This window comes from Streptomyces sp. NPDC021115 (assembly GCF_044333065.1).
In the GTDB taxonomy this organism is placed as follows: Bacteria; Actinomycetota; Actinomycetes; order Streptomycetales; family Streptomycetaceae; genus Streptomyces.
Map to the genome: position 1 here is coordinate 272961 of NZ_JBIRQF010000006.1, position 24731 is coordinate 297691.

Below are 24731 nucleotides of genomic sequence, written 5' to 3' on the forward strand. Positions count from 1 at the left end.
GGCACCTGGCGCAAGCTCATGGCGCGCGACTCGATGCTGCGCCGCCTGGACTGGGTGCTGCTGCTCACCTGCCTCGCGCTGTCCGCGATCGGCACGGTGCTGGTGTACTCGGCGACCCGCAACCGCACCGAGCTGAACCAGGGCGATCCGTACTACTTCCTGGTCCGGCACGCCCTGAACACCGGCATCGGGCTGCTCCTCGCGATCGGCACCGTCTGGCTCGGCCACCGCACCCTGCGCGGCGCGGTGCCGGTGCTGTACGGGCTGTCCGTCATCCTCGTCCTCGCCGTCCTCACCCCGCTGGGCTCGACCATCAACGGCGCGCACGCGTGGATCGTGATCGGCGCCGGGTTCTCCCTCCAGCCCGGCGAGTTCGCCAAGATCACGATCATCCTGGGCATGGCGATGCTGCTGGCCGCGCGCGTGGACGCGGGCGACCGGCTCAACCCCGACCATCGCACCGTCGTCCAGGCGCTCGGCCTGGCCGCGCTGCCCATCGCGATCGTGATGCTGATGCCGGACCTCGGCTCGGTGATGGTCATGGCGGTGATCGTGCTCGCGGTGCTGCTCTCCTCCGGCGCGTCCAACCGCTGGATCGCCGGGCTGATCGCCACCGCGGTGGTCGGCGCGCTGCTGATCTGGCAGCTGCACATCCTCGACCAGTACCAGATCGACCGCTTCGCCGCCTTCGCCAACCCCGCCCTGGACCCGGCGGGCGTCGGCTACAACACCAACCAGGCGCGCATCGCGATCGGTTCGGGCGGCCTCACCGGCAAGGGCCTCTTCCACGGCACCCAGACCACCGGCCAGTTCGTGCCCGAGCAGCAGACGGACTTCGTCTTCTCGGTCGCGGGGGAGGAGCTGGGCTTCCTCGGCGCGGGCCTGATCATCGTGCTGCTGGGCATCGTCCTGTGGCGCGCCTGCCGGATCGCCCGGGACACCACCGAGCTGTACGGCACGGTCGTCGCGGCCGGGATCATCGCCTGGTTCGCGTTCCAGTCGTTCGAGAACATCGGCATGACGCTGGGCATCATGCCGGTCGCCGGTCTGCCACTGCCGTTCGTCTCCTACGGCGGCTCGTCGATGTTCGCCGTATGGATCGGGATCGGACTGCTCCAGTCGATCAAGGTGCAACGGCCCGTATCGGCCTGACCGGCGCCGAGGGGCCTCCCGCCAGGCGTCCCGGGCGACTACATTCAGGCCATGGTGGACATGATGCGGGAAATCGAGCGCAAGTACGAGACCACCGATGACGACGCCGCGTCCGGCGGCCTCCCCGACCTGGCAGGGGCCGCCGGAATCGCGCAGGTCAGGGACCGGGGCGTGGTCACACTCGATGCCACGTACTACGACACCCCAGGGCAGCGGCTCGCCGCCGACGGCATCACCCTGCGCCGCCGCACCGGGGGCGACGACGCGGGCTGGCACCTCAAACTGCCGGTGGGCCCGGACGTACGCGACGAGATCCGCGCCCCGCTCTCGGACACCCTGCCCGCCCACCTCGCGGACCTCGTACGCTCCCGCATCCGCGGCACCGGTCTCGTGCCGCTGGTCCACCTGCTGTCCGAGCGGAACGTGCGCCACCTCGTGGACGCCGACGGCACCCTGCTCGCCGAGCTGTCCGCCGACCGGGTCACCGCGCGACGGCTGGCCCCGGCCCCCGGCGACCCGGTGCGCTGGACCGAGGTCGAAGTGGAACTGGCCGAGGGCGGCGACCCCGCGCTGCTCGACACCCTGGAGCCGTCTCTGACGGACGCCGGGCTGCGCCGCGCCGACCTCCCTTCCAAGCTCGCCCGGGCCCTGGCCGAAACCGATCCGCGCCAGGGCGGCAAGAAGAAGGGCGGCAAGAAGCTGGGCAAGAAGGCCGCGGCCAAGGCCACCGCCGGGGACATCGTCCTGGACTACGTACGCCGCCAGATCACCGCCATCGTCACCCTCGACCCCGCCGTACGCCTGGACACCTACGACTCCGTGCACCGCATGCGGGTCGCCACCCGGCGGCTGCGCAGCGCCTTCCGCTCGTACCGCAAGGTCCTGGACCGCACCGTCACCGACCCCATCGGCGCCGAACTGAAGTGGCTGGCCGCCGAGCTGGGCATCGACCGGGACCGCGAAGTGCTCACCGCGCGCATCGGCGAACGGCTCTCCGAGGTGCCCGTCGAACTGCGGCTCGGCCCCGTCGCCGCCCGGCTGAAGATCTGGTCGCACGCCCGCCGCACCGGATCGCGCGACCGGCTGATCGGCGTCCTCGACGGCGAGCGCTACCTCGCGCTGCTCGACGCCCTCGACGCGCTCCTGGCAGACCCGCCGCTGCGCTCGGCCGCCGGCCGCCCGGCCGCCGAGGTGATCCGCAAGGTCGTGCTGCGCGACTACGAACGGCTCGCGGACCGCCTGGAGCCGGTCCTGGACGCCCCCTCGGGCCCCGAGCGGGACGTTGTCCTGCACGAGGCCCGCAAGGACGCCAAGCGGGCCCGCTACGCCGCCGAGGCCGCCCGCCCGGCGCTCGGCCCGCCCGCGAAGGCGTTCGCGGGGCTCATGACCGAGGTGCAGGAGCTGCTCGGTGACCACCAGGACAGCGTGGTCGCGCGGGAGGCGCTGCGCGAACTGGCCGTCCAGGCGCACGCGGCGGGGGAGTCCACCTTCACCGTCGGTCTGCTCTACGGTCGGGAGGAGGCCCGCGCGGCCGCCCGCGAGCGCGAACTGCCCGGTCTGTGGGCCGAGGTCTCCCGCCGTGAGCACCGGGCGGCGCTGGAGAACTGACCGTGGCGTTCCGGTCCCGGCGGGACCGGTACGCTTGAGGGTCACCCCTGTCAGCGCACGAAGGTTACTGATGTCTGTCGAGTCGGTCTTCCCACAGCTCGAGGCCCTGCTCCCCCATGTGCAGAAGCCGATCCAGTACGTGGGCGGCGAGCTGAACTCCACGGTCAAAGCGTGGGACGAGTGCGACGTCCGCTGGGCGCTCATGTACCCGGACGCCTATGAGGTGGGGCTGCCCAACCAGGGCGTCATGATCCTCTACGAGGTGCTCAACGAGCGCGAGGGCGTGCTCGCCGAGCGCACGTACAGCGTCTGGCCGGACCTCGAAGAGCTGATGCGCGAGCACAAGGTGCCGCAGTTCACGGTGGACGCGCACCGGCCCGTCGGGGCCTTCGACGTCTTCGGCGTCTCGTTCTCGACCGAGCTGGGCTACACCAACCTGCTCACCGCGCTCGACCTCGCCGGTATCCCGCTGGACGCCGCCGACCGCACCGCCGACCACCCGGTCGTGGTCGCGGGCGGCCACGCCGCGTTCAACCCGGAGCCGATCGCGGACTTCATCGACTGCGCGGTGATCGGCGACGGCGAGCAGGCCGTCCTGGAGATGACCGAGATCATCCGCGCCTGGAAGGCCGAGGGCCGCCCGGGCGGCCGCGACGAGCTGCTCTTCCGTCTCGCCCGCACCGGCAGCATCTACGTGCCGAAGTTCTACGACGTGGAGTACCTGGCCGACGGCCGGATCTCCCGCGTCGTGCCGAACCGTTCGGGCGTGCCGTGGCGTGTCTCCAAGCACACCGTGATGGACCTCGACGAGTGGCCGTACCCGAAGCAGCCGCTCGTGCCGCTCGCCGAGACCGTGCACGAGCGGATGTCGGTGGAGATCTTCCGCGGCTGCACCCGCGGCTGCCGCTTCTGCCAGGCGGGCATGATCACCCGCCCGGTGCGCGAGCGCTCCATCACCGGCATCGGCGAGATGGTCGACAAGGGCCTCAAGAACACCGGCTTCGAGGAGGTCGGCCTGCTGTCGCTGTCCTCCGCCGACCACACCGAGATCGGCGACATCGCCAAGGGCCTCGCCGACCGGTACGAGGAAGACAAGATCGGCCTGTCCCTCCCGTCCACCCGGGTGGACGCCTTCAACATCGACCTGGCCAACGAGCTGACCCGCAACGGCCGCCGTTCGGGCCTCACCTTCGCCCCCGAGGGCGGCTCCGAGCGCATCCGCAAGGTCATCAACAAGATGGTCTCGGAAGAGGACCTGATCCGTACGGTGTCCACCGCGTACGGCAACGGCTGGCGGCAGGTGAAGCTGTACTTCATGTGCGGTCTGCCGACCGAGACCGACGAGGACGTGCTCCAGATCGCCGACATGGCGATCAAGGTGATCGCCAAGGGCCGTGAGGTGTCCGGCAAGAACGACATCCGCTGCACCGTCTCGATCGGCGGATTCGTCCCCAAGCCGCACACGCCGTTCCAGTGGGCGCCGCAGCTCAGCTCCGAGGACACCGACGCCCGGCTGGAGAAGCTGCGCGAGAAGATCCGCGGCGACAAGAAGTACGGCCGCTCGATCGGCTTCCGCTACCACGACGGCAAGCCCGGCATCGTCGAGGGCCTGCTCTCGCGCGGCGACCGCCGGGTGGGCGCCGTCATCCGCGCCGTCTACGAGGACGGCGGCCGCTTCGACGGCTGGCGCGAGCACTTCTCCTACGACCGCTGGATGGAGTGCGCCGAGCGCACCCTGCCCGAGGTCGGTCTGGACGTCGACTGGTACACCACCCGCGAGCGCACCTACGAGGAGGTCCTGCCCTGGGACCACCTCGACTCCGGTCTCGACAAGGACTGGCTGTGGGAGGACTGGCAGGACGCGCTAGACGAGACCGAGGTCGAGGACTGCCGCTGGACCCCGTGCTTCGACTGCGGCGTCTGCCCGCAGATGGACACGTCCATCCAGATCGGCCCCACCGGACGCAAGCTGCTGCCGCTCTCGGTCGTGAAGTAGCCCCCTGACCCGGCCCTCGGGCAACCGGCCGGTCACAAAGTACGCTGGGAGGCGCACGGGCCGCACAGGCCCGTGTGCCGAACAAGCGAAGAAAGCACAAGGAGACAGTCCCCTGGGCAAGCGACAGCCCGAAGGCCCGCCGCCCGCACCCGCGGTGCAGCGCATCCGTTTGCGCTACACCAAGCGCGGCCGCCTCCGGTTCACCAGCCACCGCGACTTCCAGCGCGCCTTCGAGCGGGCGCTGCGCCGCGCCGAGGTGCCCATGGCGTACTCGGCGGGCTTCACCCCGCACCCCAAGGTGTCGTACGCCAATGCCGCACCCACCGGCACCGGCAGTGAGGCCGAGTACCTGGAGATCCAGCTCACCGAGGCGCGGGACCCCGAGACGCTGCGCGGGCTGCTCGACGAGTCGCTGCCCACCGGGCTCGACATCACCGACGCCGTCGAGGCCCGCACCTCCGGGCTCGCCGACCGGCTCCAGGCGTCCGTGTGGGAGATCCGGCTCGACCGGGTGGCCCCCGCGGAGGCCGAACGGGCCGTGGCCGCCTTCCTGGAGGCCGAGACCGTCGAGGTCGAGCGCCGGACGAAAAACGGCATGCGCACCTTCGACGCCCGCGCCGCGGTGGCCCGCCTGGAAGCGGTCGCAGGTCGGGGCGATAGGCCAGGCGACGATGGCTGTGCGATACTGCGGCTGGTAGTACGGCATCTGACACCTGCCGTGCGACCCGACGACGTCCTGTCCGGTCTCCGCGCTACGGCCGACCTGGCGCCGCCGGTCCCCGCAGCGGTGACCAGGCTGGCGCAGGGGCTGCTCGATGAGGAGTCCGGCACGGTGACCGACCCGCTCGCGCCCGATCGCGAGGCAGTTCAGGCCGCCCCACCCACGGCCGCCGAGCTGACCGCCGCGGTGGCGGCGCCGGAAGGTTCCGCGTAAGGACCGCCGTCGATGCGCCGCCCAGGCACTTGGGAGCCACCCGGGTCCGGCAGGCGCACTGACCAGGAGACTTTCGCCGGTCCCGGCCCCGAAAACCGGCCCGGCGAGCGATACGACAGCTCCCGTGCGGCGCCCGCGCCCCGGACGGCGGAACCCGCGCAGCGCGCGGGGCCCGGCCGGAAGCAGGCGCGGCGCCCGGGAGCGTGACGGGAGAAACGCCCGCATGCTCGAGCCCACTGAGCCGACCGAACCTATCCAGCCCCAGGGACAAGCCGCGCCGCGCGCCGCCGCTTCCGGGGATTCCACCTCACCCAGCGATACCCTGCCGCCGCGCCGCCGCCGTGCGGCCTCCCGGCCCGCCGGTCCGCCGGTGGGCGCCGAGGGTGGCGCCGAGGTGACCACCACCGCGGTCCCGGCCATACCGGCCGAGGCGATCGCCGCAGGTGCCGCCGTGGCCGCCGGGGAGGCGTCCGCCGCCTCCGACACCGATACCACTTCCGCCGCTCCGCCCGCCCGTGCGCGCCGCCGCGCGACGCGCAGGACCGCCGCACCGGCGGGTGCGCCGACGACGGCGGAGACGGTCGTTCCGGCGGACGCCGGTCAGCAGGCCGCCGCCGAGCCGTCCGAGCCCTCGGAGCCCGCGGCGGTCCCGGCCGCCGAGGCCGCTCCGCCCGCCCGTGCGCGCCGCCGGGCCACCCGCAAGGCGGCCGCCCCGGCCGGTGCGCCGGAGGCCGCCGAGACGGTGGTGACGGCGGAGGAGCCCGCCGCGGCAGCGGAACCTGCCGAGGCTCCGGCCGCGGAGGCCGCCGCCGAGACCGCCCCGCCCGCCCGCACCCGCCGCCGTGCGACGCGCAAGGCCGCCGCCCCGGAGGGTGCCCCGCAGGCGGAGCCCGCCGACGTGGACGCGTCGTCTGCGGCGGCCGCTGGTGGCAGTGGCGACGACACCGCCCCAGCCGCAGTCGCAGCCGATGCCCCGGCCGACGAGGCGCCCCGTGCCCGTACGCGCCGCCGTGCCGCCCGTAAGGCGTCCGCCCCGGCCGGTGCGCCGCAGGCCACCGCCGACGAGTCGGCCGCCGAGGCGGAGGAGCCCGCTGCCGCCGAGCCCGCCGCCGCCGAGGCCGAGGCTTCCGCTGAGGCCCCCGCCGAGACCGCTCCGGCCCCGCGCACCCGCCGCCGGGCGACCCGGAAGGCGACCGCCGCCGCGGCCGAGACCGTCGAGGAGCCCGCGGCCGAGGTCCCCGAGTCCGCCGCCGCGGAGGAGGGCGCCGAGGAGGCGCCGCGCGCCCGTACCCGCCGCCGCGCCACGCGCAAGGCGGCCGCCGAGGAGCAGCCCGAGCCGCAGGCCGCCGCGGCCGAGACGGCCACCGAGCCCGAGGGCGAGCCGGAGCCCGCGCCGCGCGGCACCCGCCGCCGGGCCGTGCGCCCGCCGACAGCGGTCTTCCAGGCGCCGGTCTTCACCGAGCCGGTCTTCCAGACTCCGGAGAGCGCGGCCGCCGAGGCCGCCGCCGCCCTGGAAGAGGCCGAGGAGACCGAGGAGACCGAGGAGGCCGAGGAGCAGGAGAAGACGGCGGCCCCCGCCGCGGCCGGTCGCCGCCGTCGGCGCCGCCGGGGCGAGCCCGCCGAGGAGCAGCGCCCGGCGGAGGCCGAGGAGCCGGCCGGTGCCGCCGAGGACGCCGAGCAGGACGGCCGCCAGGCCGACCGTGAGCAGGGCGACGAGGAGTCGGGCGACCGCCCGGCCCGCCGCCGTCGCCGTGGCGGCCGTCGCCGCCGCCGGGGCGAGTCGGCCGACGCCGAGGGCGCCGAGGGCCGTCCCGAGGGCGAGGACGGCGAGCGTGACGAAGACGAGGCGCAGTCCGAGGGCGAGACCGGCGAGGAGCAGGGCGCCGAGGAGGAGGCCGCCGAGTCCGGTGAGTCCGGCGGTGGCAGCTCCAGCAGCAGCCGTCGCCGCCGCCGTCGCCGCCGTCGCAGCGGGGACGCCGCCGAGGCGGAGTCGGGTGGTGACGACCCGGAGCGTACGGTCGTCAAGGTCCGCGAGCCTCGTAAGAAGGAGGAGACCAGCTCCGACGAGGTCCAGTCGATCAAGGGCTCGACGCGTCTGGAGGCGAAGAAGCAGCGCCGCCGCGAGGGGCGTGAGCAGGGCCGCCGCCGGGTGCCGATCATCACCGAGGCCGAGTTCCTGGCCCGCCGCGAGGCGGTCGAGCGGGTGATGGTCGTCCGGCAGAACGGCGAGCGCACCCAGATCGGCGTGCTGGAGGACAACGTCCTCGTCGAGCACTTCGTCAACAAGGAGCAGGCCACCAGCTACGTCGGCAACGTCTACCTGGGCAAGGTCCAGAACGTGCTGCCGTCGATGGAGGCCGCCTTCGTCGACATCGGCAAGGGCCGCAACGCCGTGCTGTACGCGGGCGAGGTCAACTTCGAGGCGCTGGGCCTGTCCAACGGGCCGCGCCGCATCGAGACCGCCCTGAAGTCCGGGCAGTCCGTGCTCGTCCAGGTCACCAAGGACCCGATCGGCCACAAGGGCGCCCGGCTGACCAGCCAGGTCTCCCTGCCCGGCCGCTACCTGGTGTACGTCCCCGAGGGCTCCATGACGGGCATCAGCCGCAAGCTGCCCGACACCGAGCGCGCCCGGCTGAAGCAGATCCTCAAGAAGATCGTCCCCGAGGACGCGGGCGTGATCGTCCGTACCGCGGCGGAGGGCGCGAGCGAGGACGAGCTGGCCCGTGACGTCCAGCGGCTCCAGGCGCAGTGGGAAGAGATCAAGAAGAAGGCCAAGAGCGGCAGCGCGCCGACGCTCCTCTACGGGGAGCCGGACATGACCGTCCGGGTCGTCCGGGACATCTTCAACGAGGACTTCTCCAAGGTCATCGTGAGCGGTGAGGACGCCTGGCAGACCATCCACGGCTATGTCTCGCACGTCGCGCCCGACCTCGTAGACCGGCTCCAGAAGTGGAACTCGGACGTCGATGTCTTCGCCACGTACCGGATCGACGAGCAGCTGATGAAGGCGCTGGACCGCAAGGTCTGGCTGCCCAGCGGCGGCTCCCTGGTGATCGACCGGACCGAGGCGATGGTCGTGGTCGATGTCAACACCGGGAAGTTCACCGGCCAGGGCGGCAACCTGGAGGAGACGGTCACCAGGAACAACCTGGAGGCGGCCGAGGAGATCGTGCGCCAGCTGAGGCTGCGCGACCTCGGCGGCATCATCGTGATCGACTTCATCGACATGGTGCTGGAGTCCAACCGCGATCTGGTGCTGCGGCGGCTGCTGGAGTGCCTGGGCCGTGACCGTACGAAGCACCAGGTGGCCGAGGTCACCTCGCTGGGCCTGGTCCAGATGACCCGTAAGCGGGTCGGCCAGGGCCTGCTGGAGTCGTTCTCCGAGTCCTGTGTGCACTGCAACGGCCGCGGCGTGATCGTCCACATGGACCAGCCGACGGCGGCCGGCGGCGGTGGCGGCAAGCGCAAGAAGAAGAAGTCCGCGGCGGGCGGTGGCCAGCAGGCGCCCACGCCGGAGGAGACGGGCGCCGTGACCGAGGCCGACGCCGAGACGGGCGCCGAGGCCGCCGAGGAGGTCGCGGCCGAGGTCGCGGAGCCCAAGGCGCTGCCGGAGCCGGTGTTCGCGGCCGACGAGGAGCTGTACAGCAGCGCCGCCGAGGCCGAGGCCGCCGCGACCCGCGGGCGCGCCCGGCGCCGGGCGACCCGCAAGGTGTCCGCCCCGGCGGGCGCCCCGAAGAGCGCCGGGCAGCCGGAGACCGTGGTCGTCGTGGCGGACGAGCCGAAGCCGGAGGCGCCCGCCGTGGCGCCCGAGGCCGCCGCTCCCGCCGCCGAGCCGGAGGCCGCCGTGGAGGCGGCTCCCGCGCCGCGCGCACGCCGCCGGGCGACCCGTAAGGTGTCCGCTCCGGCGGGCTCGCCCACGGGCTCCGAGGACGCCTCCGTGGTGGTCGTCACCGCTCCGGCCGCGGAGCCGAAGCCGGAGGCCGACGAGCCCGCGGCGCCCGCCGAGGCCGCGGAGGCCGAGAGCGGGGCACCGGCGAAGAAGACGGCCCGTAAGACGGCCAAGAAGGCGCCCGCGAAGAAGACGGCCGCCAAGAAGACCGCCGCGAAGAAGACCGCGTCGAAGACGACGGCGGCCAAGAAGACGACGGCGAAGAAGACGACGGCGAAGAAGACGACCGCCAAGAAGGCGGCGTCGAAGAAGACCGCGGCGGCGGAGCAGCAGACGCCGCAGTCGGTCTCGGCCGCCGCCGACGACTGAGCAGGGCCCAACCAGTCGGAGGGCACACCCGCACGTGCGGGTGTGCCCTCCGGGCTCTGGTAACCTTGACCCTCGGCGTCTTACGCCAAGCCCCTGAGCAAATCCCTCCCGCCCGCCGGGAGAGGCCGCTCGGCCGATGGTGAATCGCATGGTGCATCTCATCGAATCACTCGGTTGTCATGACCTTCGTGGGGTCATGGAGAGCGGCTGGCATCAGAGGTCCCGTTTACTAGCGAGAGAGTGAGAACCGCGTGTACGCAATCGTGCGCACCGGCGGCCGCCAGCAGAAGGTGGCCGTGGGCGATGTCATCGAGGTCGACCGCATTGGAACCAGCAAGGTCGGCGACACCGTCGAGCTCTCGACTCTGCTCGTTGTCGACGGCGATGCCGTCACCAGCGACCCGTGGGTCCTGGCCGGTGTGAAGGTTCACGCCGAGGTTGTCGACCACCACAAGGGTGCCAAGATCGACATCCTGAAGTACAAGAACAAGACCGGTTACCGGAAGCGGATCGGCCACCGCCAGCTGCACACCGCGCTGAAGATCACCGGCATCGACTCGGCTGCGAAGTAAGGGACTGAGGAGACATGGCACACAAGAAGGGCGCATCGTCCACTCGGAACGGTCGCGACTCCAACGCCCAGCGGCTCGGGGTCAAGCGCTTCGGCGGCCAGGCCGTCAACGCGGGTGAGATCCTGGTCCGCCAGCGCGGCACGCACTTCCACCCGGGCACGGGCGTCGGCCGCGGCGGCGACGACACGCTGTTCGCGCTGGCCGCCGGTGCGGTGCAGTTCGGCACCCACCGTGGCCGCAAGGTCGTGAACATCGTCCCGGTCGCCGAGTAATCTCGGCCCCGGCACGACGCCACACACCTTTCCGAGGGCGGACCGCTCTTTCCCGTGACGGGGAAGCGGGTCCGCCCTCGGCGCGTTACACAGGTTGCGCACGTCACGCAGGTTGCGCACGTAACGACGACACACCGACCCCGTACGTATCTGGAGGCACCCGTCATGACCACCTTCGTGGACCGCGTCGAGCTGCATGTCGCCGCGGGTAACGGAGGCCACGGCTGCGCCTCCGTACACCGCGAGAAGTTCAAGCCGCTCGGCGGCCCGGACGGCGGAAACGGCGGCCGGGGCGGCGATGTGATCCTGGTCGTCGACCAGTCGGTCACCACGCTGCTCGACTATCACCACAGTCCGCACCGCAAGGCCACCAACGGCAAGCCCGGCGAGGGCGGCCACCGCTCCGGCAAGGACGGCAGCGACCTGGTCCTGCCGGTCCCGGACGGCACCGTCGTCCTCGACAAGCGGGGCAACGTCCTCGCCGACCTGATCGGCGAGGGCACCACCTACATCGCCGCCCAGGGCGGCCGCGGCGGCCTCGGCAACGCGGCCCTCGCCTCGGCCCGCCGCAAGGCCCCCGGCTTCGCGCTGCTGGGCGAGCCGGGCCACGCCGGGGACGTCGTCCTGGAGCTGAAGACCGTCGCGGACGTGGCCCTCGTCGGCTACCCGAGCGCGGGCAAGTCGTCGCTGATCTCGGTGCTCTCGGCCGCCAAGCCCAAGATCGCCGACTACCCCTTCACCACCCTGGTGCCCAACCTCGGCGTGGTGACGGCCGGTTCGACCGTCTACACCATCGCGGACGTGCCAGGACTGATCCCCGGCGCCAGCCAGGGCAAGGGCCTGGGCCTGGAGTTCCTGCGCCATGTGGAGCGCTGCTCGGTGCTGGTGCACGTCCTGGACACCGCGGCCCTGGAGTCCGACCGGGACCCGCTGACCGACCTCGACGTCATCGAGGCCGAACTCGCCGAGTACGGCGGCCTGGAGGACCGGCCCCGGCTCGTCGTCCTCAACAAGGTCGACATCCCCGACGGCAAGGACCTCTCCGACATCATCCGCCCCGATCTGGAGGCCCGTGGCTTCCAGGTCTTCGAGGCGTCGGCCATCGCCCACCTCGGCCTCAAGGAGCTGTCGTTCGCCCTCGCGGACATCGTCGCGAAGGCACGGGCGGCCAAGCCGAAGGAGGAGGCGACCCGGATCGTCATCCGCCCGAAGGCCGTGGACGACGCCGGCTTCAAGGTGGTCGCCGAGGACGGCTTCTACCGCGTCGTGGGCGAGAAGCCGGAACGCTGGGTCCGCCAGACCGACTTCAACAACGACGAGGCCGTCGGCTATCTCGCCGACCGGCTGAACCGCCTCGGCGTCGAGGAGGAGCTGATGAAGGCCGGCGCCCGCGCGGGCGACGAGGTCGTCATCGGCCCCGAGGACAACGCGGTCGTCTTCGACTGGGAGCCGACGCTCGCGGCGGGTGCCGAGATGCTGGGCCGCCGCGGTGAGGACCACCGCTTCGAGGCCCCCCGCCCGGCGGCGCAGCGGCGCCGCGACCGGGACGCGGAGCGGGACGACGCGGACGAGGAGTACGAGTCGTTCAAGCCGTTCTAGGCGGACCAAGGGCCTGAGGCGGGGGCGGGTGGCCCCCGTCACGCGCCCTGGTGGCCCCTCTCGGCCGCGACGGACCGCCGCACGGCAAAGGGCCCGGGAGCGATGCTCCCGGGCCCTTACGCGCGTCTCGAACCGTATCGGTTCCTCAGACCGTCGCCGTCTCCTCCGGCTCCGAAGGGCCGGCCTCCAGCTCCGCTTCCTCGGCCGCGTCCCGGGCCTCGCGCTGCGACGGGATCTCGTCGGCCAGCCGCGTGGCCATCCGCGCCCGCCGCTCGTCGGCCTTCCGGCACAGCCTCTGCGCGGCCTCGTCGAAGCGCACCAGGGACGGCGGGTCGGACGGGCCGAGCAGGTGCACCTTCAGCTCGGCGCGGGCGGCCACGAGGGTGTCCTTCTCGGGCGCGCGGACGGACTCCAGCAGCTCCGGGACCTCCGACGCCTCGGGCGTGAGGATCGTGGCGGCGCGCACCGTCGGGAAGTTCGACCGGAACTCCTCCTCGGTCATCCCGCTGGTGTTCGCCACGGCGTACGGCTTCTCGCTGGTCAGGTAGTCCGAGACGACGCTCGACACATCGCTGATCAGGACGTCCGCCTGGTTGAAGCAGGCGAAGATGGCCGGCCGCGGCCCGGTGACGATCTGGTGCTCCCACTCCGGCAGCGACGCCCAGTAGGCGTTCTCCCAGGCGATGGTGGCGGCCGTCACGCCCGCGGCGCGGTTGTCGTCCGGGGTGCCCTGGATCTTCATGCGCTCGATCTCGTCCGCGCTGCGGCGGAAGGACGTGCTGGTGAGCTGGTTCAGCTCGTCGGCGCGCCGGTTCAGCTCGGCCGCGGCGTCGGCGGGCGGACGGGCGCCGGAGCGCTTGGTGTTCGCCTCGGCGATCATCGCCTTGATGCGGTCGTTGGCGTGCCCGGCCCGCCGGTCGACGGAGCCGGTCATCGGGTGCGGCTTGTACAGCAGCCGCACCTTGGGGTCGGCGAGCAGCTCGCGGACGATGTTCTCGCCCGCCAGGATGACCGAGGTGTTGCCGGGGTTGCCGTCCCAGCCCTCCCAGGTCGGCGCGTACAGCACGGTGGTGTACTCGGCGGTCGGGGCGCCCGCGTAGGGGCGGATCGGCGCCAGCTGCGGGCGGCCGACCTCCACGACGTCCTTGTCCTCGACGCCGATGTCGGCGAGCTGGTAGCGGTCGCGCGCGGCCGGGCCCGCGACCCACACCTCGTCGTACGCCTTGGCGTACGGGTTGCAGCTGGAGAGCTTGTCGCTCTCGCCGTGGTTGATGAACGCGTGCTTGATCGAGGGGATGCGCAGCACCTGCGAGGTCTTGCCCGAGTTGGCCGGGTGCAGCATCACCTTGAGCGTCGAGTGCTCGATGCGCATCAGGTGGGCGACCTTGGGGAGGCAGACGATCGGGATGTCCGTCGCCTCGATCTTCTGCACCATGAACCGCTCGCGCAGCACGATGATGGGGTTGCCCTCGAGCGAGGCGAGCGTGGAGAGCCACATGTTCGCCTGGTAAGCGGAGCTGGTGCCGCCGGAGAAGTACATGCCCACGGTCGGCTGGTACTCGGCCAGCCACCCGTCCAGCCACTCCAGGGCCTTGGCCTCGTTCGCCACCCGCTTGCGCGGCAGCAGCCAGGTCGCCAGGTGGACGGTGCCCGCGATGCCGATCAGCAGGGCGATCGAGAGGCCGACGGCGCCCCAGACGCCGTTCTTGGTGCCCGCAGTCAGCAGCAGTCCGGCGGTGGCCGGGGCGGCGAGCCGCAGCATCCGGCGGCCGTGCTGGCGCGCGAACAGCCGCGGCGGGGCCTCGCTCAGGCGGAGCGCGGAGGCGTCGATGTTGCGCGTGGCGAACGGCAGCTGCCGGGTGCGGCGCACCATTATGGCGGCGGCCTGGCAGGCGAAGTGGACCACGTAGAACAGCAGTAGCCCCACGGTCAGCGGAGCCTGCTCGTGCAGCGGATTGATCCCCTCGATCCGCAGCAGCCCGACCATGATGAGCATGTCACGGAACAGCTGGCGCACCGTGATGTCGAAGCGCACCTTGCCCAGCAGCGACAGCAGACCGGGCTGCTTGTGCTGAAGGAAGAGGTCGAGGGCGAGGCCGCACGCCGAGGCGGCAATGAAGAGCGGTACGTTCGGGAGCACGGCGCCGACGAGCTGTGTGGTGAAGAACACCACCATGGCGAGCAGCGCCGTGAGCTGTACGACCCGGCGTGGGGCGAATCCGGCAGAGGGCACGGGATGGGCTCCTGGCGGGAGGGCGGTGGACGAGTGGGGGGACCCCTGACCGTATGCCGCCGTCTGGCCCGGTGACAATCTGCGCAGGTGCCAACCGCCCCGAAACGGGTTCAATCCGATTCCCCGGGGGCGCGCCGCCATCTCGTGGTGATCTCTCCGCGATCTTCCCGAGACCTGAGGGCCCCGGGATGGGCGCGGTGAAATGGCCGGGCGGCCATGGGCCCGGCTCACGTAGATTGCCCCCTTGTCATGATGTGAGTGTGCAGGACACGCGTTTCCGCCTTCCGCGAGGTGCGGAGGCACGCGGGGCGCGTGCGAGCCGGGAGCATCCCGGGACGAGCAGGGGAGCGGCGTGGCAGAGCAGGACGGGTCGGCGGTACGGGGCGAGGTGGCCGCGGCCCGCAGGATCGTGGTCAAGATCGGTTCGTCTTCCCTCACGACCGCGGCCGGGGGGCTGGACGCGGACCGGGTCGACGCGCTGGTGGACGCGCTCGCGAAGGTGCTCGGCCAGGACGAGGCCGGGGACGGCAGCGGGAGCGGCGGCGCGGGCGCCGGTACGGGCGGCGGCAAGGAAATAGTCCTGGTCTCCTCCGGGGCCATCGCCGCCGGACTCGCCCCCCTGGGCCTGGACCGGCGCCCCCGCGACCTCGCCCGCCAGCAGGCCGCCGCGAGCGTCGGACAGGGCCTGCTGGTGGCCCGCTACACCGCCTCCTTCGCCCGCTACGGGCGCCGGGTCGGCCAGGTGCTGCTCACCACGGACGACACCAGCCGCCGCGCCCACTACCGCAACGCCACCCGGACCCTGGACCAGCTGCTGGCCATGGGGGCCCTGCCGATCGTCAACGAGAACGACACGGTGGCCACCGACGAGATCCGGTTCGGGGACAACGACCGGCTCGCGGCCCTGGTCGCCCATCTCGTACGGGCCGATCTGCTGGTGCTGCTCTCCGATGTGGACGGGCTCTACGACGGCGACCCCAGGACCCCCGGCACCTCGCGCATCGACGAGGTCAAGGGCCCGCAGGACCTCGCCGGGGTCACGATCGGCAGCGCGGGCCGCTCCGGGGTCGGCACCGGCGGGATGGTCACCAAGGTCGAGGCCGCCCGGATCGCCGCCGCGGCCGGGGTCCCGGTGGTGCTCACCTCCGCCAGCCGGGCCGGGGACGCCCTGCTGGGCCGCCCCACCGGTACGTACTTCCACCGCACCGGCCGCCGCTCGGCCGACCGGCTGCTGTGGCTCGCCCACGCCTCGGAACCCCGCGGCGCGCTCACCCTGGACGACGGTGCGGTACGGGCCGTCGTGGAGCGCCGCACCTCGCTGCTGCCCGCGGGGATCGCGGCGGTGGAGGGCGAGTTCACCGCCGGGGACCCGGTCGAGCTGCGCGACACCGAGGGCCACGCGGTGGCCCGCGGGCTGGTCAACTTCGACGCCAAGGAGATCCCCCGGCTGATCGGCCGCTCGACCCGCGACCTTGCCCGCGAGCTGGGCCCCGCGTACGAACGCGAGGTCGTGCACCGGGACGACCTGGTGGTGCTCCACCGCCACGGATGAGCCCTCGCTCGCGCCAATGGGGTGCTCATCGTGCTTGGGCAACCCCGTCTGACCGGCAGGGGGCACCTCCCAGCGGTAGCTGGGGGCGAGCCGATGGGGCGCGCCGCTGTCGAAAGGGAGACGCGCGCAGGGAGCGAGGGCTCCTATCGATGTGCGGCTCCGCCGCGTGGGCGACCGAGCACGTCGACCGTCGACAGGGGCTTCTGCGCCCCGGAGGCGAACCGGGCCCTTCAAAAAAAGGGGGGCTTACCTTCCGCAAAAACGCCCCGCCGCCGCGCGAGGGCTGGTCAACTTTGTTCAACGGGGTCGCGCGGGCAGCGGGCCCGCGGTGGAGGTACAGCACCACCGCCACAGTGCTCCGCCCGCGCGTGGGCGGAGCAGCGAGCTACAGGAGGCCGCCGGTGAGACGAGGGCGCCCGGGGGCGCCGCCCCGAGGGGCGGCGGAGCGCACCCTGACCAGTGTCGGGCTGAACGGCGTCGGAGCGAACGGCGCCGGGACGGGCGACGCCGGGACGGAGGATGCGACGGCACAGGAGGGCAAGCGACGCGTCGAGGTGTCCCGGCTGTGGCACATCACGCTGAGCGTCTCGGGCGCCGAGGCGCCGCTGCGGGAGGTCCGGCGCGCTCTGGAGCAGCTGGCCCACGACCATCCCTTCCTGCTGACCAGTCGCTACGCCAACGATCATGCCGAGATCCGTTACTGGGAAGAGGCACGTGATCTGCACGACGCCGCGGCGGTGGCGCTGCGGCTGTGGGGCGAGCACCGTTCCACGGCCAATCTGCCGCCGTGGGAGATCGTGGGGCTGGAGGTCATCGACCGTGACACGTATCACCAGCGCATCGCGGAGGGGTACGGTCCGCCACCGGCGTCCCCGGTGGGCGTGCACCCCTTCTGAGCGTGACCAGCCTGCACGTGACCTGCCTGAGAGTGACCAGCGCTCTTCGAGATGTGAGAAGGCCATCTCGAAGAGCGGAATACCCGGGGGATCGCCGCGCTCGGCTCAGTAGGCTGCGTGCATGACCAGCGCACCCACGTCGCCGCTCACCGACCCCTGGCCGAAGTCCCCGGTGCTCCAGACCGCCTACCGGGCGCGAGCCGCCGCCGTCGACCTCGCCCCGCTGCCGCGCGCCCTCAAGGACGACGCGCTGCTGGCGATGGCCGACGCGCTGGAGGTGCGGACGAAGGAGATCGTCGAGGCGAACGCCACCGATGTGGAGCGGGCCCGCGAGGCGGGCACCAGCGAGGCGATCGTCGACCGGCTGACCCTCACCCCGGAGCGGGTGCGGGCCATCGCCTCCGATGTCCGCGACGTGGTCGCGCTGCCCGATCCGGTCGGCGAGGTGGTACGCGGTTCGACGCTGCCCAACGGGATCGACCTGCGCCAGGTGCGCGTCCCCCTGGGCGTCGTCGGCATCATCTACGAGGCCCGCCCGAACGTCACCGTGGACGCCGCCGCGCTGTGCCTCAAGTCGGGCAACGCCGTCCTGCTGCGCGGCTCTTCGTCGGCGTACCACTCGAACAGTGCCCTGGTGAAGGTGTTGCGCGACGCCGTCGGCGGCGCCGGACTGCCCGCGGACGCCATTCAGTTGGTGCCGGGGGAGAGCCGGGAGTCGGTGCGCGAGCTGATGCGCGCCCGCGGCCTGGTGGACGTGCTGATTCCGCGGGGCGGCGCCTCGCTCATCCGCACGGTGGTCGAGGAGTCGACGGTTCCGGTCATCGAGACCGGCACCGGCAACTGCCATGTGTACGTGGACGCGCAGGCCGATCTCGACATGGCCGTGGACATCCTGGTGAACTCCAAGGCCCAGCGTCCCAGCGTGTGCAACGCGGCGGAGACGCTGCTGGTGCACCAGGACATCGCCGCGGAGTTCCTGCCGCGCGCACTGGAGGCGCTGGCGGCGGCGGGCGTCACGGTGCACGCCGACGAGCGGGTGCTGGCGCTGGCCGAGGCCGAGGGGGCGAAGGCCACGGTCGTCCCGGCGGCGATGGAGGACTGGGAGACCGAGTACCTGTCGTACGACATCGCCGCGGCGGTCGTGGACTCCCTGGAGGCCGCGGTGGCCCACATCGGCCTGTGGTCCTCCGGTCACACCGAGGCGATCGTCACGACGTCACAGGCGGCCGCCCGCCGCTTCACCCAATTGGTGGACTCCACCACGGTCGCCGTGAACGCCTCCACGCGTTTCACGGACGGCAGCCAGTTCGGCTTCGGCGCCGAGATCGGCATCTCCACCCAGAAGCTCCATGCCCGGGGCCCGATGGGGCTGCCCGAGCTGACGTCGACCAAGTACATCGTCACCGGCGACGGACACACTCGCTGAGTCACCCGTTCGGGGGATCGTCGAACCCGGAGGTCAGCGGGTGGATCTTCCCCCGAATACCATTTTGCCCTGCCCAAATTGACCCGTCCGGTCTACTCTGAATGGGTGCCGGACGACGTGGGGGGCAAGCCGTTCCCGGACGGCGACGAGCCCGACGAGCGCAGCCACGGAGAGGCGAACGACGAGTTCGCCACCGTGGTCTTCGACGAGGACTTCGTACGGTCCGCCGTCATCCATGAACCCACCGCCATCGAACGGATGCTGGCCGCCGCGGAGGCCCGTGCCGAGGCCGAGGCGTCCCGCCGCAGCAGGGCCGGGGTGTCCCCCGAGGACGAGCTGTTCGACGACGGATACGGCCCGGAGGGCGACTTCGCGGACGGCCCGTACGACGACTATGCCGACCCGGACGGCCGTTTCGGCCCGGCCCGGGGGCTGGACGGCGCCTACGGCCCGTACGGGCGCTACGGGAGCGCCGGACGGCCTTATCGCGGCCATGCCCGCTGGCACCGCCCGGTGGCCTGGCTGCTGGCCGTCCTGATGGGCATCGGGGTGGTCGCGCTGGCGTTCACGTCGGTCTACCGGGGCGCCTCGGGCAACCGCCAGAACCCGGCCCCGCCGCCCGCCACCAGCGGGGTCGACAGCACGCCGGCGGGGCGGCCGGGCGGCGCGCCGTCCACCGCGGCCGAGCGCGAGGAGCCGCCCGCCTCCGTCGTGCCGCGCTACCCCTGAGGGCCCGTGAGGGCGGCGTCCGTCACATTCCCCGTCACATCCCCGTAGCACGGCGCGCCCTATGCGGCGTTTCCTCCGCACTGTGCGTGAAGTTGTGGAGGACCGCCGCGTTTACCGCTGCCCCCGGCGACCTACTCTTGAGATATGGCCGGGCGTGGAGACCCTCCCGAGGGGACACCCGAGGGCGTCCCGGGAGGTGGTGAGGACGAGTACCGCTCCGTCGTTTTCGACGAGTCGTTCGTTCGTGCTGCCCGGCTCCAGGAGTTCTCCGCACAGGAGCGCATGGGTGACCACGCCCGCGCGGTGCGCAGCCGCCACGCCTGGGCCCGCGCCGGGGCGTCGCGGCAGGCCGTCGTCCTCGTCCTGCTGATCGCCTTCGCCTTCGCCGCGGCCGTCTACATGGGCGTACGCCATCCCTACCAGGCTCCCGAGCCGCAGGCCGTCGAGCCGCTGCGCAGCAGCGTGGTGCCGCTCTCGCCGCGCGGTGAGGTGTCCGGCGGGCGGCCGGCGGTGCTGTTCCGGGAGAGCCCGGCCGCCCAGTTCCGCACCGGCGCCGAGGGGGTCACCCTGCCCGCCGCGCGGCGCACCCAGGGCTTCTCGGAGAGCCAGGTGATGACGGCGCTCACCACGGCCAAGGACTACGTGGTGAAGTCCACCCTCGACCCCGCCGTGCTCACCGGCGGGCCGGTGCAGGCGGTGCGGCTGCTGCTGGACCCCGCCCAGCAGATCCAGTTCGACCAGAGTTTCGAACATCCGGTCGAGGACGGCCGCCACGCGGCCACCGGCTGGCTGACCCGCTTCAACCCGGCCGAGGTGACGCTGGCCAACGCGCCCGTGCGGGTGCGCGGCACGCTGACGGTCGTCGAGCGCACCCCCTCGACCCTGGAGGTCAGTGCCGACCACGTCTTCGTCTACGCGGTCCAGCGGGCCCATGAGCGGGCCCCGGACCACGCCTCGCTGTTCACGGTGCGCCGGGAGACCCGCTTCCGCTTCGACCGCGGGGATCTGCGCGACCACCGGGTGGAGCTGGTGCACAGCTCGGTGATGGCGGGCCCGCAGGCGTGCGCCGCCAATGCCTCCGGCTATCTGCGGCCGCTGGTGGCCGGGCAGAGCGTCCGGAACGACTCCCCGGTCGGCACCGACCCGTACGCCCCGGGCCGCACCCCGGTCTCCCTCTGCGGCGTGCTCGCCCCGGGCGCCCACCCGGGGTCGTAGGGGCCCGCCGGTCAGGACCTGGGCGGTCCGTCGCCTTCGGAACCCTCCTGGCCGTCCTGGCCCTCCCGGCCGTCCGTGCCGCCCTGGGTGTCCGTGCCGTCCTGGCCCTTCCGGGGGTCGCCGGTGAACCGGTCGCGCAGCTTGCTGCCCAGGTCCCCGGCGCCGCCCGCCACGTCCCGTACGAACGCGATCAGCGGGTCCTTGCTGGTGCGGACCGACTCCGCGTAGTGGTTGGCCGACTCCCGGAAGGAGTCGCTGACCGAGGTGTCCTTGTCCTCGTCCCGGCGCGGGTAGTGGCCGTCCATGAGCCGCTGGAAGTCCCGGCTCGCGGCCCACTTCTTCAGCTCGGCGGCGCGCACGGTGGTGAACGGGTGGCTGCGCGGCAGCATGTTGAGGATCTTGAGTACGGAGTCCCGCAGATCGCCGCTGTTCTCGTACTCCTCGGCCTGCTCCAGGAAGGCGTCCACGTTCATCTCGTGCAGATGGTGGCCGCCCGCGAGCTTCATCAGCCCGCGCATCGACGCCCGCAGATCCTGTCCGACCAGCAGCCCCGCCCGGTCCGCCGACAGCTCCGACTTGCGGAACCACTCGCGCAGCGCCGTGACCAGGGCCAGCACCGCCACGTTGCCGAGCGGAATCCAGGCCACCTTCAGCGCGAGGTTGGTCAGGAACAGCAGTATCGTCCGGTAGACGGCGTGCCCCGACAGCGCGTGGCCCACCTCGTGGCCGATGACCGCCCGCATCTCCTCCTCGTCGAGCAGCTCCACAAGACCGGTGGTCAGCACGATGATCGGCGCGTCCATGCCGATGCACATCGCGTTCGGCTTCGGGTCCTGGGTGACGTACATCGCCGGGACCCGCTCCAGGTCGAGGATGTAGCAGGCGTCCCGCAGCATGTCGTGGAGGTGGGCGAACTGCCGGTCGCTCACCCGCACCGAATCGGACAGGTACAGCAGCCGCAGACTGCGCTCGGGCAGCAGTCCGCTCAGCGCCTTGAAGACGGTGTCGAAGCCGGTCAGCTTGCGCAGCGCGACCAGCGCCGAGCGGTCGGCCGGGTGCTCGTACGCGCGCGAGGAAATGCCCGGAAACCGCCGCCTCTCGCGGCTGGGCACATGCTCACGTCCCTCTCCGGCGCCGCTTCCGTCGCCGGTCCCCTGCGTGTGGCTGTCGCTCATGCGTCCCCCTCGTGCGGACTGTTCCCCGGACTTCCCCGGGTTGCCTCGGCGTGCCCGTCCCCCCGGAGGACCCCACCTTAGGCCCTGTCCGGCGGGGGGCTAGCGTGGAGACATGCCCGATATGACTGGCCTCACCACCGTCCTCGCCGCCACGTCCAAGGACCAGGGACCGGGAGCGCTGCTGCGCACCGTCATCGTCGTCGGCGTCGTGGGATCGGTCCTGCTCGCATGGTTCCTGCTGCGCGGGTACAAAAAGGACTGAGAGCGGGCCTCGGGGCGGACCGTAAGGGCGGACTGCGAGCAGGCCCGGAATCCGGCTCGCATACGATGTGCCGGACGTGACGTGACGCCGAGACCCGGATAGGTATCGCCTGCGATGAGCGCTTTCAGCACCGCCCATGCCGCCCTGACCACCCTCGCGGCCGAGGGCGGGGAGCACACCGACAACCACCCGAGCATCAGCCCCTTCATGACCGGCGGTGCGGCTCTCGTCATCCTGTTCCTGTTGCTGTGGATCACCACCCGCTTCAACCGGGACCGCTGACCAGGGCCGTTGCCTCTTCGGGCCCCGGTTCCGGACCGGGCCCAGTAGGGTCTGCACGCATGGAAGAGGAGAAGGGGCCCGCCAAGCGGCGGCTCGGTGTGATGGGCGGGACGTTCGACCCGATCCACCACGGTCACCTGGTCGCGGCGAGCGAGGTGGCGTCGCAGTTCCACCTGGACGAGGTCGTCTTCGTGCCGACCGGGCAGCCGTGGCAGAAGAGCCACAAAAAGGTTTCCCCGGCCGAGGACCGCTATCTGATGACGGTCATCGCGACCGCGTCGAACCCGCAGTTCTCGGTCAGCCGCATCGACATCGACCGCGGCGGTGCGACGTACACCACCGACACGCTCCGGGATCTGCGCGCGCTGAACGGCGACGCGGACCTGTTCTTCATCACCGGAGCGGACGCGCTCGCCCAGATCCTCACCTGGCGCGACGCCGAAGTGCTGTTCTCGCTCGCCCACTTCATCGGTGTGACGCGGCCCGGGCACATACTGGCCGACCCGGGGCTGCCGGAGGGCGGGGTGTCGCTGGTCGAGGTGCCGGCGCTGGCGATCTCGTCGTCGGACTGCCGGGCGCGTGTCGCACACGGCGAGCCTGTCTGGTACCTGGTGCCGGACGGTGTGGTGCGGTACATCGACAAGCGAGAGCTGTACCGGCACGACTGCTGAAGGGGTACCGGTGAACGACGGACAGGACCCGTACGACCCGTACGCGCGGGATCCGTATGCCCAGGAGCCGCAGATCGTCGGCTACGACGCCTATGGGCAGCCGGTGTACCAGTCCTCCCAGGGGGCTCAGCAGGCTTACGCCCCGTCGTCGTACTACGGGCAGCAGCAGGGGCAGCAGGACGGCTACGGGTACGGGTACGACCCGTACGGCCAGGCGCAGCAGACGCAGCAGGCCCAGACGCAGTATCCGCAGGCGCAGCCGTACGACCCGTACTACGGGCAGCAGCAGCACTATCCGCAGCAGGAGCAGTACGACCAGCAGGGCTACGGCTACGGCATGCCCGCCCAAGCCGCCCAAGCCGCCGCGCCCGCGGCGCCTGCCCAGCCCGCTCCGGGCGCTCTGGCCGAGGAGGACGAGCCGAACCCGTACGAGGAACTGGCCGAGCTGGACCGGCAGGAGCCGTCCAACGGCGCCCCGGCCCGGACCCCGGAAGGGCCTGGTAAGGGCAAGCCCGGCCGGGATCCGGAGGGCGAGGAGTACCGCACCGAGCAGTTCTCCTTCGTGGAGGAGCCCGACGAGGACTCCGAAGACGTCATCGACTGGCTGAAGTTCGCCGAGACCCGCTCCGAGCGGCGTGACGAGCGCCGCCGCAAGGGCCGCAACAGGGTCGTCGCGCTCGTCGTGGTGCTGGCCCTCGCCGCCGTGGGCGGGGTGGGCTACCTCTGGTACGCGGGCAAGCTGCCCGGACTGTCCGCCGACGGCGACGCCCAGGCGGCTGGCGGCCCGCAGAAGCGGGACGTGATCGTCGTCCATCTGCGCGAGCTGAAGGGCGGCCGTACCTCCACCGCGCTGTTGGTGGACAACGAGACCACCAAGAAGGGCAGCACCGTCCTGCTGCCGAACGCGCTGTCCGTCTCCACCGAGGACGGCGGCTCCACCACGCTCGGCAAGTCGGTGACCGACGAGGGCTCCGACGCCACCCGGGACTCCCTGTCCACCCTGCTGGGCTCGAAGATCCAGGGCACCTGGCGGCTGGACACGCCCTATCTGGAGAACCTCGTCGAGCTGGTCGGCGGCATCACCCTGGACACCGACACCACCGTCCCGTCCTCCCGCAAGGGCGAGGACCCGCTGGTCAAGCGGGGCAAGGAGCAGGTGGTGAGCGGCCAGGCGGCGGTTGCGTACGCCACCTACCGGGCCCCGGGCGAGGCGCAGACCAAGCAGCTCGCGCGGTTCGGCCAGGTCATGGACGCCACCCTGAAGAAGCTCTCCAGCGATACCGGCGGCGCCACCAAGACCGTCGAGCAGCTGGCGCAGATCCCCGACCCGTCGCTGTCCGAGCAGCAGCTCGGCGCCTCGCTGGCGCGGCTCGCCGGGCAGGCCAAGGGCGGCGACTACGACACGATGACGCTGCCGGTCCAGGGCGACGGCACGCTCAGCAGCCAGGCGACGGACCGGGTGGTCAAGAACGTCCTCGGCGGCACGGTCAAGAACACCGACCCGGGCTCCGCGGCGCGGGTGAGCATCACCAGCGCGGGCGGTGGCCGGGACGCCTCGGGCGCCGCCCGGGTCGCGCTGGTCAACGGCGGTTTCACGGTCGTGGCCGCCACCGAGGGCGGCTCCCCGCAGCAGACCTCGCGGGTGACGTACGCGGACGCCGGGCAGGCCGGGCAGGCCAAGGAGGTCGCCAAGACCCTCGGGCTGCCCGCGACCTCGGTCACGAAGGGCAAGGGCGCCGCCAACGCGGACGTGACGGTGGTCCTCGGCGCCGACTACGACCCCCAGGGCTGACGGAAGCGGCGGGAGAGCCACGGAAGAGTCAGGAGAGTCACGGCGGTCACGGGGGAATGGCCGGGAGCCGTGACGGTGGGGCGTGAGACCCTTGGGGGAGCCAGACC

At 72.2% G+C, this 24731-nt stretch carries 19 protein-coding genes; 17 read left to right on the top strand and 2 right to left on the bottom strand.

Annotated elements, in window-relative coordinates; translation table 11 throughout:
* The first annotated feature begins 18 nt into the window (after positions 1–18).
* The 8 genes from rodA to obgE all read left to right on the top strand — a co-directional run bounded on the left by rodA (position 19) and on the right by obgE (position 12391).
* Positions 19–1152, top strand: a complete 1134-nt coding sequence (rodA, locus tag ACH4TL_RS21070) for a rod shape-determining protein RodA (protein WP_398316771.1) — start codon at positions 19–21, stop codon at positions 1150–1152.
* A 51-nt stretch (positions 1153–1203) separates the two neighbouring features.
* On the top strand, positions 1204–2760 hold the full coding sequence (locus tag ACH4TL_RS21075; RefSeq protein WP_398316549.1) for a CHAD domain-containing protein: 1557 nt from the start codon (positions 1204–1206) through the stop codon (positions 2758–2760).
* Between the two features lie 70 nt (positions 2761–2830).
* A complete protein-coding gene (locus tag ACH4TL_RS21080; protein WP_398316547.1) occupies positions 2831–4756 on the top strand; it encodes a TIGR03960 family B12-binding radical SAM protein in 1926 nt (641 codons plus the stop codon).
* A gap of 154 nt (positions 4757–4910) precedes the next feature.
* Positions 4911–5690, top strand: coding sequence for a TIGR03936 family radical SAM-associated protein (locus ACH4TL_RS21085; protein WP_398316545.1), 780 nt, complete (start codon positions 4911–4913; stop codon positions 5688–5690).
* A gap of 223 nt (positions 5691–5913) precedes the next feature.
* The gene (locus ACH4TL_RS21090) at positions 5914–9948 is read left to right on the top strand and encodes a ribonuclease E/G (RefSeq protein ID WP_398316543.1); all 4035 of its coding nucleotides are present in this window, start codon (positions 5914–5916) and stop codon (positions 9946–9948) included.
* Positions 9949–10199: 251 nt separating this feature from the next.
* Positions 10200–10520, top strand: a complete 321-nt coding sequence (gene rplU, locus ACH4TL_RS21095) for a 50S ribosomal protein L21 (RefSeq protein WP_009717947.1) — start codon at positions 10200–10202, stop codon at positions 10518–10520.
* Positions 10521–10534: 14 nt separating this feature from the next.
* The gene (rpmA, locus tag ACH4TL_RS21100) at positions 10535–10792 is read left to right on the top strand and encodes a 50S ribosomal protein L27 (RefSeq protein ID WP_009717948.1); all 258 of its coding nucleotides are present in this window, start codon (positions 10535–10537) and stop codon (positions 10790–10792) included.
* A 165-nt stretch (positions 10793–10957) separates the two neighbouring features.
* A complete protein-coding gene (obgE, locus tag ACH4TL_RS21105) occupies positions 10958–12391 on the top strand; it encodes a GTPase ObgE (protein ID WP_398316540.1) in 1434 nt (477 codons plus the stop codon).
* 145 nt (positions 12392–12536) lie between these two features.
* On the opposite strand, the gene ACH4TL_RS21110 is transcribed toward obgE, so the two are convergent.
* Positions 12537–14624, bottom strand: a complete 2088-nt coding sequence (locus tag ACH4TL_RS21110; RefSeq protein ID WP_398316538.1) for a hypothetical protein — start codon at positions 14622–14624, stop codon at positions 12537–12539.
* A gap of 388 nt (positions 14625–15012) precedes the next feature.
* Here ACH4TL_RS21110 and proB point away from each other — a divergent pair, with 388 nt between their 5' ends.
* The 5 genes from proB (at position 15013) to ACH4TL_RS21135 (ending at position 20442) form a co-directional block, all read left to right on the top strand.
* Positions 15013–16176: a glutamate 5-kinase gene (gene proB / locus ACH4TL_RS21115; protein ID WP_398316768.1), complete on the top strand. Its 1164-nt coding sequence runs from the start codon at positions 15013–15015 to the stop codon at positions 16174–16176.
* A gap of 401 nt (positions 16177–16577) precedes the next feature.
* A complete protein-coding gene (locus ACH4TL_RS21120; RefSeq protein ID WP_398316536.1) occupies positions 16578–17072 on the top strand; it encodes a hypothetical protein in 495 nt (164 codons plus the stop codon).
* A gap of 121 nt (positions 17073–17193) precedes the next feature.
* The gene (locus ACH4TL_RS21125) at positions 17194–18498 is read left to right on the top strand and encodes a glutamate-5-semialdehyde dehydrogenase (protein WP_398316534.1); all 1305 of its coding nucleotides are present in this window, start codon (positions 17194–17196) and stop codon (positions 18496–18498) included.
* Positions 18499–18603: 105 nt separating this feature from the next.
* Positions 18604–19227 (top strand): hypothetical protein, encoded by a 624-nt coding sequence (locus ACH4TL_RS21130; protein ID WP_398316532.1) that lies wholly within the window; start codon positions 18604–18606, stop codon positions 19225–19227.
* A 144-nt stretch (positions 19228–19371) separates the two neighbouring features.
* Positions 19372–20442, top strand: a complete 1071-nt coding sequence (locus ACH4TL_RS21135; RefSeq protein WP_398316530.1) for a hypothetical protein — start codon at positions 19372–19374, stop codon at positions 20440–20442.
* A gap of 11 nt (positions 20443–20453) precedes the next feature.
* Here the strand turns inward: ACH4TL_RS21135 and ACH4TL_RS21140 are convergent, their stop codons facing one another.
* Positions 20454–21617, bottom strand: coding sequence for a M48 family metallopeptidase (locus ACH4TL_RS21140; protein WP_398316528.1), 1164 nt, complete (start codon positions 21615–21617; stop codon positions 20454–20456).
* Between the two features lie 112 nt (positions 21618–21729).
* On the opposite strand from ACH4TL_RS21140, the gene ACH4TL_RS21145 reads away from it, so the two are divergent.
* The 4 genes from ACH4TL_RS21145 (at position 21730) to ACH4TL_RS21160 (ending at position 24624) form a co-directional block, all read left to right on the top strand.
* A complete protein-coding gene (locus tag ACH4TL_RS21145; protein WP_398316794.1) occupies positions 21730–21879 on the top strand; it encodes a hypothetical protein in 150 nt (49 codons plus the stop codon).
* 114 nt (positions 21880–21993) lie between these two features.
* On the top strand, positions 21994–22161 hold the full coding sequence (locus ACH4TL_RS21150) for a hypothetical protein (protein ID WP_398316526.1): 168 nt from the start codon (positions 21994–21996) through the stop codon (positions 22159–22161).
* A gap of 59 nt (positions 22162–22220) precedes the next feature.
* Entirely contained in the window at positions 22221–22832 is a 612-nt protein-coding gene (gene nadD / locus ACH4TL_RS21155) for a nicotinate-nucleotide adenylyltransferase (RefSeq protein ID WP_009717958.1), read from the top strand.
* Positions 22833–22842: 10 nt separating this feature from the next.
* A complete protein-coding gene (locus ACH4TL_RS21160) occupies positions 22843–24624 on the top strand; it encodes an LCP family protein (protein ID WP_398316523.1) in 1782 nt (593 codons plus the stop codon).
* Positions 24625–24731: the final 107 nt, after the last annotated feature.

Bases quoted from the DNA above. Each gene is read 5' to 3' on its own strand.
- obgE (WP_398316540.1), top strand. From the start codon at position 10,958: ATGACCACCTTCGTGGACCGCGTCGAGCTGCATGTCGCCGCGGGTAAC.
- rodA (WP_398316771.1), top strand. From the start codon at position 19: ATGGCGCGCGACTCGATGCTGCGCCGCCTGGACTGGGTGCTGCTGCTC.
- nadD (WP_009717958.1), top strand. From the start codon at position 22,221: ATGGAAGAGGAGAAGGGGCCCGCCAAGCGGCGGCTCGGTGTGATGGGC.
- ACH4TL_RS21125 (WP_398316534.1), top strand. From the start codon at position 17,194: ATGACCAGCGCACCCACGTCGCCGCTCACCGACCCCTGGCCGAAGTCC.
- ACH4TL_RS21075 (WP_398316549.1), top strand. From the start codon at position 1,204: ATGGTGGACATGATGCGGGAAATCGAGCGCAAGTACGAGACCACCGAT.
- ACH4TL_RS21080 (WP_398316547.1), top strand. From the start codon at position 2,831: ATGTCTGTCGAGTCGGTCTTCCCACAGCTCGAGGCCCTGCTCCCCCAT.
- ACH4TL_RS21145 (WP_398316794.1), top strand. From the start codon at position 21,730: ATGCCCGATATGACTGGCCTCACCACCGTCCTCGCCGCCACGTCCAAG.
- rpmA (WP_009717948.1), top strand. From the start codon at position 10,535: ATGGCACACAAGAAGGGCGCATCGTCCACTCGGAACGGTCGCGACTCC.
- ACH4TL_RS21090 (WP_398316543.1), top strand. From the start codon at position 5,914: ATGCTCGAGCCCACTGAGCCGACCGAACCTATCCAGCCCCAGGGACAA.
- ACH4TL_RS21135 (WP_398316530.1), top strand. From the start codon at position 19,372: ATGGCCGGGCGTGGAGACCCTCCCGAGGGGACACCCGAGGGCGTCCCG.
- ACH4TL_RS21150 (WP_398316526.1), top strand. From the start codon at position 21,994: ATGAGCGCTTTCAGCACCGCCCATGCCGCCCTGACCACCCTCGCGGCC.
- ACH4TL_RS21140 (WP_398316528.1), bottom strand. From the start codon at position 21,617: ATGAGCGACAGCCACACGCAGGGGACCGGCGACGGAAGCGGCGCCGGA.